The following is an 8,201-nucleotide window of genomic DNA, read 5'->3' as shown; positions in this document are numbered from 1 at the left end:
TACACCTGTACGCCGTCCTCCAGCGGCAGCCAGCCGCCTTCCTCGATCCGCAGCGCGCCACCCCGCGGCTTCGGTGCCCCCTGCTTCGCACCCTTCGCACCGCTGGTGTGCCGGGAGCCCGCGCGGTGGTCCCAGCGCCGCAGGAACGGGTGGAGTTCGGGGCGCCGCCCCACCGACGGGTGCGGCTCGGCGGACAGCCGCACCCGCCGCCCCGGCAGATCGACCTCCTCCACCCGCAGCAGCGGCAGCGGCTCGCCGCGGCTGACGTAGGCCGTGTCCGTCAGCTCGACCCAGTCGCCGACGTTCAGATCGAGCTTGTCGTCGCTGCCCAGCGACGCCAGCTCCGCCCAGGTGCCGTCGAGTCCGTCGACGGCGAAGGTCACCGAGCCGTTCTCCCGGGACCACTTGAACGTCGCTTCCTGCGCCGTGCCGCCCTCATGGATCTCCACGCGGTACAGCTGGTTCTCCGGGCCCCGGTAGCGGGCGTCCGGCTTGACCAGGCACGGGTCCTCGTCCGCGTGGTCCGGGCGCTCGCTGCGCGCCGCCATCCGCGCGGTCGGGGCCTGCGCCGCCGCCCACTTGGCGAACGCCGCACGGATGTTGGCCTTGTCGCTGTCCGCGCCGTCCTCGAGCTCCAGCTGCGAGCCCGCCAGCGGCAGCACCTGCCAGACGACCTTCAGCCTCGCCGCCGTGTCGGGCATCGCGGACCCCAGCGCCACCTCCCGCAGCAGCGGGTCCTCGGCCGCGGTGACCGAGCGCTCCCACACCTTCAGATAGGCCAGATACGGGCGCTCGGCGGGCAGCCGGTCACCGGGGCGTTCCGGGTCCCGGTAACCGTCGGGCTGGTCCCAGTACGTCCAGGTCGCCGCTGCGGCCGGCGCCGCCGGGGCGTCCTTGTCACCCTTGTCGCTCTCGTCGCCCTTGTGGGCCGCATGCCCGTCGTCGGGGACCGGTGTGCCGGGGCGCGGACGCGTGGCGTCCAGCAGGATGCCGTCCACGTAGTAACGACCGCCCCCGATGGTCAGATCGTCGAGCTCCTGGCCGCGGCCGTCGAAGCCCACCGCGAGGCCGGTCGCGCCGGCCGGGCCGCCGTGCTGCCCGATCAGATCGGCGGCGACGGTACGGGCCCGGTCCAGCTGGATCGCGGCCTGTTCATTGGCGTCCGCGTCGAGCTGGACGCGGCCCTGTTGTGCGATCACCGCCGAGTAGTGCCGGTCCGGCCGGTAGGTGATGCGGGAGATGTCTGCGTGCATGGGAAGGGGTCCCCCTCGGAAGTTCGGCGAACGGTTGAGAAGTCGTGTCGCACGGCGGCGACGAGGTGGCGGGGATCGGGTGACGGGGATCAGGTGACGGGGACGATCCCGGCGTCCGTACCGGCCGGGGTGTACTCGGCGAGCCGGGCCCGCAAGCTGTCCATGCGCTGTGGCTGGTACAGATCGTGGAAGGCGCCCATCTCGGAGCCGTCCTCCGCGCCCCGCACGATCTCCTCGGCGCATCCGTGGGCCAACTGCCCGTACGCGGGCGTGCCGTACCGCTCGCCGGTGAACAGCGGGCGCACCGACCCGCTGTTCCCGTGGCCCGCCGGATCCGGTTGGCAGCGGTGCCGGCGCGGAGTGCGCGAGCCCGGTGGCAGGTACGAGAACCGCACACAGCCGATGCCCCGCCGGGCCACGTGCAGCCGCCCGGTGAAGATGCTGTTCTCGGCGATCTGCACCGCATGGGTGTGGACCTCGCCGATGACGGTCGTACGGTGCGCGTGCAGCACGGCGTGCGCGTGGCGGCAGTCCGGGGCGGACAGCGCCGCCCGGTCGTGGCCGGTCGCGTCCAGGATGCTGTCGCGGATGTGGATCTCCAGCGGGTCGTGCCCCACCTCGTCGCCGATCACCTCGATCGTGCCGAGGATGCTGCGCTCGACGCTGACGCACGCGGTGGTCCGGTCGAGCACCAGGCTCGGCTCCTCGGGCGAGTGCGGGTCGCACTCCGGCTCCAGCGACCAGCCCGGAACGAGCGTGCAGTGCCGCAGCACGACCGCGCCCACCGGCCCGGTGACATTGAGGCCGCGCCCGGTGATCAGCAGACCGTCCAGCACGATCCGCGGCGCGTCGTGCGCACACTCCTCCTGGGCGCGGATGTTGAGCGCGTCGGGCCGGTTGCTGTACCAGTCGAGCAGCCGGATCACCGGCCGGGTCCCCTCGGCGGCCCGCAGCTCCAGCCGGTCGCCGGGATCCAGATCGAAGTCCAGCTGCTCCTGGTAGGCGCCGCTGTGCGTGATCTCGATGATGCCGTCGGGGCCGCAGTGCCCGGCCCGCCGGTCGGTCCGCCAGTCGCCGTACGCGTCCATGATCCGCTGGTAGGACTGGCCCGGGCCGACCCGGTAGACCTTCGCGGCCGTCGGCGACTCACGGTCGCGCGGGTACTCTCCGCCGCCCATGTCGTCCGCGAACGCGTAGTGGTAGGTGACCCACACGCCCTGCCGCGGCGCCGAGCGCGACCCGAAGGCGATCCGGCCGAGCACCGGATCGACGGCGACCTGCCCGCGCTTCGGGCGGTAGCGCCAGTCCGTCAGATCCGCCACCACGAGATCCGACATCGGCACCGGCTCGTCCTGGCCGTCACGCCAGATCGTGAAGGACTTGCCGGGCCCGTAGTAGTCCGCGAGCCGGTCGGCGAGCTGTCGGCGGCGGATGTACGCGGGGACGTTGTCGACCGTCGCGATGTGTACGGTCGACGGCTCGGGCACCGGCTTGGTCACCAGCGGGCTGTCGTTGCCCAGAATCGAGAAGGTGTAGAGGTTGCGGGCCCGGTCGATGCAGTACGCGGGCGCGCGGGTCACGTGGTACGGCTTCAGCCGCCACACGAACAGCCCGACGCCGGCGGGGGAGTAGCCCCCCTGCGTGCGGGCCGAGCCGGCCCGGCGCACGTTCACGGACAGCGCGACCGAGCCGAACGGGCCGCCCGCCAGATCCAGAGCCGCGCCTTCCCGGACGTCGACGAGCCGGCCGCGCTCCCGCCGCCGCGCGTTGACGGCCTCGGTGCCCGATCCGTACAGCTTGACCGGCTGCTGATGGGACACGAGCCGGGAGAACTCCACGGCCCGCGAAGGCCATCCGGCGACCGACTGGGCAAGCTCCTCCAGCAGTGCCGGCGTGCCCTTGCGCCGCCGGTTGGCGACGGTCGCGGCGACGTCGCGGCGCGGTGCCAGCGCTGCGGCGAGCCGGGCGCGCGAATCGTCGCCGTCCTCGCCGCCGAGGCCCGTCAGGCCCTGCGCCTGCACCCGCTCATAGCCGGGCAGCGGGGTGTAGCCGACCAGATCACCGAGATACGGAAGCACCCAGGGCGCCGCCGTCTCCACGAACCAGTCCTCGTAGTTCTGCTCGACCCCGTCCCGCACCCGGTCGACCTGCTCGGCGATCACCGCGAGCAGTGCGCGCAGCGGCTCTCCGCCCTCGGCGTCGCGCACTCGGTGCCACTGCGGGAGCAGCTCCGCGAGGCCGTCGGGTTCCCTGCGCTGCATCTTTTCGTTCCCTTCTCCGCCCACGCGGCGCAGCGGTGCGCCTGTCGCGGTTGTCTGCGGCCCGGCGGCCGCCCCGCCGCGGTAGCGGCTGGTGTCACGGCCGTCGCTCACCGGTCGGTCACCTCCGTCAGAATCAGCGTGTCCGTGACATGCGGCGACAGCAGAGCGAGCTGGGCCGGCCGGATGCCCCGGAAGACGAAGACCGCCCGGCCCTTCTCCAGCCGGCGGGTATCGGTGATGTCCGGGTTGAGCCGCAGCAGTTCGGCCAGCGGGATGCCGTACCGGGCGGCGATCTGCGTGAGCGTCTCCCCGCCATCGGCGGTGACCCGGTGCACGTCCTCGTCGTACTCGGCCGCCCTGGCCGGGACCGTGGTGCGCGGTTCGGCGAGCGATCCGGCGAGCCCGATGAGCCCGCTCGGGGTGACGGACGCCGGAACTCCGGTGAACACGTCCACGTCCACGTAGTCCACGCCCGGCACCGAATGCGCGGTCGCCATGACCTCCGAGAGCCGTGCGGGAGCACCCAACTCCCTTGGGCCGCTGCCGAATTCGCGCAGCAGCGCCTGCCGCAGCCGTGGCTCGACGACCGTCCAGGTGTGGTCACGGGCCACCTTCACCCGCGCCGAGAGCAGCAACAGCACCAGCTCACGCACATCCACCCGGACCGGCAGCCGCGAGTCGCCGTACTGCGCGAGCGAGGAGCGCAGCGCGCGCAGCACCTCGGAGTCGGCGCCGATCGCGATGTCGTCCACGCCGGCGACCGTCACATGCAGCACCCGGCGTCGCCCGTCGAAGACCTCGCGTGCCGAGGCCCGGCCGATGCCCGCCCGCGAACGGGCGAAGTCCTCGTAGTCCTTCACCGACACGAGCCGGTCGAGCGCGGAGACCGCGAGCGGGATGGTGCGCCGGGTCAGCCCGCGCCCGTCGGCGTCCGCACCGCCCGTGGCGGGCTGCGGATTGGTGACCGCCGTGACGCCCAGCGGCCGGGTGACCGCCTGGGTGATGCGGTCCGCCGCGACATTGGCGGCCCGGCCGGTGCCGAAGCGGTACCGGGCCCGGACGTTCTCCTGCCCGGTGGGCAGCCGCGCGCCGTGCACCCCGTCGCCGAAGGTCACCGTGGTACGCCCGTCCGCGGTCGTGCCCGACACGTACACCCTCCCCCAGCCTTCGGCCGGGGGGACCCCCATCTCGCTTCGCTCCCGCGGGCCGCGCCCGGCCAGGCTGTCGACCTCGTGCCACAGCAGCCCGTCGACCCGTATCTCCAGCGTGGGCGTCGCACCGAGAGGATTGTCGGCGGGCAGCCAGGTCAGCGGTGACTGCCAGAGCGTGAACGTCTGGTTGGTCCGGCCCGCGTCTCCGCTGCCGATCGGCTCGTCGCGGCTCTCGCCGTGCGTCGCCGGGACCACATTGCCCTGGATGCGCACGGTGTCACGGCGGTAGCGGTAGGCCAGATCCGCGGTCAGCGTCAGCCGGGTGTGGACATGGTCGCCGGGCAGCAGCGGATCGAGCTGCTGCTCCACCGCGGCGATCACCGCCAGTTCGGTGCCGCGCACGCCCGCCGTGTTCGGGATGTCGGTGCGCTCGCCCGACACGATCAGATGGCGGCCCGGCCGCAGCCCGTCGTACAGCTGGGCCAGTTCGATCTCATTGCCGTGCACGTCCTCGCCCAGCGGCTCGTCGGCCAGGCGCAGCGCCTCGCCGCCCGCGTGCACGGTGGCGTCCCGGATCGTGGACAGCAGCACATCGTGCTCGTCCAGCCAGGCGTCGGCGAGGGTGAGCTCGGTGCCGCGGCCCGTGATGCCGAAGTTGGTGTACGCGGCGGTGCGAACGGCGGTCACGCGCGTGGTCACGAACGCGAGTTTCGCGTCGCCGGGGATTGGGCCCTCGGCGCCCTTGCGCGGGCGCTCGATCGCGACCCAGCTGCCGACGGTGATGCCGTCCTGCACGGAGTCGAGCGGCAGGACATGGCGGTTGGCCTGCTCCGGTACGGTCGCGATGCCGATCTCGACGTTCGGCGGCTCGCCGGCCGCCGTGTACCGCACCGTCACTTCGAGTCCGCCGTGGGTCTGCTGACGTTGCTCGCCCGGAGCCAGCAGCCAGTTGAGCGGCTCGCCGTTGTGCACGACGACATGGACCCGTCCGTCCTCGGCGGGCCGGGACACGAACAGGGTCCGCTCGGGCAGCCCGTCCGTGAACTGCGCGGTCACCCCGGGCTCCTGCGAGTCCGCGGGCCGCCGGGTCAGCCAGCTCAGGTCGTGGTCCTGGCCCGAGCGAAGCGAGATGGGGGTCCCCCCGGCCGAAGGCTGGGGGAGGGTCTGCAGCGACACCTGACCGGGGCCCAGCCGGAAGGTCTTCTCGGCCGGCAGATTCTCCGACGTCTGCACCGAGGTGCCGGTCTCGATGTGCTGGAATTCGGCACGCACCGGCATCCGGCCCGCCGTGTCGTACACGACCCGCATCGTGGTCAGCGCGGAGCCGCCGAGCGGCCAGTCCGTCTGCCGGATCACCCGTCCGCGCTCGTCCTGCACGGGCTTGAGCGGAGCCGTCGCCCCGAACGGCGCGGCCGTCACCCGCATCGCCTGGAGCTCCCGCAGCAGCGCGGGCACGGCGGGGGCGGCACCGCGCCACGCCGCGTACATCCCGTCCGCGACCCGCGGATCGAGCGCGGACAGCAGCTGCGCGCCCAGGTCGGAGCCGGGTGCGAAGAGACTGCTCGCGGTGTGCGGGACGGTTCCCGACGGGGGCTTCACGACACGGGTGCGCAGCGCGGGCAGGACGGCGCCGAGAGCCCGCATGGCCGCGGAGTCCGCCACTGAGCCCGCCGAACCCTTCGCGGCGGCGGAAGCCGGCGGCGCCGGCTGGGAGGGCTCCAGATCCGCCGCCCGCTCCCGCAGTTCGCCGACCACCGCCTCCAACTGTTCGAACCAGTCGGCTACCTCCTCGTACGGAGCGGCGATCGCCTGTGCCTCGGCGAGCCGCTCGTGCGGGTCCGCGAGCCGCCGGGCGAACTGCGCCGGGCTGGTGATCCCGTCCAGATCGGCCCGCAGCGGCGCCAGCACCTGGGCGTCGAACGTCTCGATGAGCATGCTGACCGGACGCGGATTGGGGTTGTCCGGAGTGGGGTCCGCGTCCTCGACGTCCGGAGCGTCCTCCGTGATCCACTGGCGCAGCTCGGCCACCAGCTCGGTCAGCGACTTCGGGGCGGACTGCGGCAGCCCGATCGCCGTCACATCGTCGTCCCGGTCGATCCGGATGCGTGCCACCGGCAGCAACAGTCGCTGCGCCCCGGCCCCCCGTCCGCTCGCCGCCCGGTCGCCCGTCCCCCGGCCGCCGCCGAAGACGAACAGCAGCTTGTCCCCGGTCTGCAGGGACGTGCCGGTGCCGGAGACGTAGATCTCGGAACGCTGCCGCAGATCGTCCGCGGTCAGCAGGCCCGGGCGGCGCCGGCGCACGGCCAGTTCGTTCCAGGCCCAGCGGGCCGTCAGGGCCTCGCTGGTCTCGAAGGTCTGCGACGCCTCGTCGGCGGAGGCGGGCACGCTGTTGCTGCGCGCGCCGCGCGGAATCAGCACCGGAGTGTCCTCGGCCCGCGGATCGCGGTCCAGGGTGTACGCGAGGTGGGTGTCGGCCGCGATACCGGGCCGCGGCCGGTGCCCGACCAGCCGCCCCAGGAGAGCCAGCGAACGGTACTCGTCGGCGGTGCGCAGATACCCCTCGTCCGCGATCCGCTCGGAATGGAAGGTCAGCAGGTCACCGACGACCGCCCAGGCGTCGAGCAGCCCGATCGCCGGGTCGTCGGGAGTGCGGACGGTGAGCCCGCGCAGCGCCGGATAGGCCGGCGACGCGAGCCGGTCCAGCATGGCCGCCAGGAACGAGCCGTACTCACCCACCCGGTACTGCAGGGCCGTGCGGCCCGGCGGGTTGTACAGGGCCATGGGCGCATGGCGCTCGTCGTGCCCGCCACAGCCGCAACCGCAGTCGTGCGGGCCGCTCATCGGGCACCTCCACCGAGCTCGATCGACAGCCGGCCCAGCTCGGGCCGGTCGGGGTCGTTGTCGCAACGCGCGATCTCCAGCGGGCCGAGCCGCAGCACGCCTGCCTCCAGTGCGGTGTCATCGGTGTCGAACGGGTCAGCTGTTTCAGCTGTTTCGGCTGTTTCGTCGGTGGTGTTGATGGACGTGTGGTGGAACAGCCGGCTGAGCCGGGTCACTCGTACGCTCTGCACGCCCTGCACGGACGCGGCGACCGCCACCAGCCGGCTCAGCCGCACCGGTTCGCCGAAGGTCAGCGCATCGGGGTGGAAGAAGCCGAGCCGCCCGCCGGGCAGCCGGCGGCTGCCGAGGAGCCGGTACAGCTCGGCGAGGATCTGCCCGTGCTGATGGCCGGGCGCGGCGCACACCGCGAGGGCGATGTCCAGCGGGACCTGCCGCGCCGGGCCGACCACCAGATCGTGGCCGATGCGGCGGTAGCTCTCCAGGGCGTACGACACCGAGTCGAGCAGCTCGGGGGAAGGATCACCGGTCCCCAGCGCGTCGACCGCGACATGCGCCTCCTGAACACTGCCGGTCCAGCGGATCTCCGCGGCGGCCCGCTGCACCCCGGGGAGCTGTGCCGCGAGCGTCGCGTAGTCCTCGGCGGTGACGGCACGCAGCCGGGAGCGCTTCAGGTCGAGCGGCGCCAACTGGCGTAC

The 8,201-nt window shown here is 73.1% G+C and carries 4 protein-coding genes; all 4 read right to left on the bottom strand.

Going from position 1 to position 8,201, the window contains the following annotated elements; genetic code table 11:
* On the bottom strand, nt 1–1,253 hold a 1,253-nt coding region (locus tag ACWGI8_RS34165), incomplete at its 3' end, for a DUF6519 domain-containing protein (protein ID WP_453666937.1).
* Between the two features lie 89 nt (nt 1,254–1,342).
* Nucleotides 1,343–3,514, bottom strand: coding sequence for a hypothetical protein (locus ACWGI8_RS34160; protein WP_453666939.1), 2,172 nt, complete (start codon nt 3,512–3,514; stop codon nt 1,343–1,345).
* A 107-nt stretch (nt 3,515–3,621) separates the two neighbouring features.
* Entirely contained in the window at nt 3,622–7,506 is a 3,885-nt protein-coding gene (locus ACWGI8_RS34155) for a putative baseplate assembly protein (protein ID WP_453666936.1), read from the bottom strand.
* A partial coding sequence (locus ACWGI8_RS34150; RefSeq protein ID WP_453666935.1) for a baseplate J/gp47 family protein occupies nt 7,503–8,201 on the bottom strand: 699 nt, incomplete at its 5' end. The genes ACWGI8_RS34155 and ACWGI8_RS34150, both read right to left, overlap by 4 nt.

Source organism: Streptomyces sp. NPDC054841, assembly GCF_053611045.1.
Note: the sequence above shows the minus strand (reverse complement) of the source record. Positions and strands in the feature narration are given on the sequence as shown.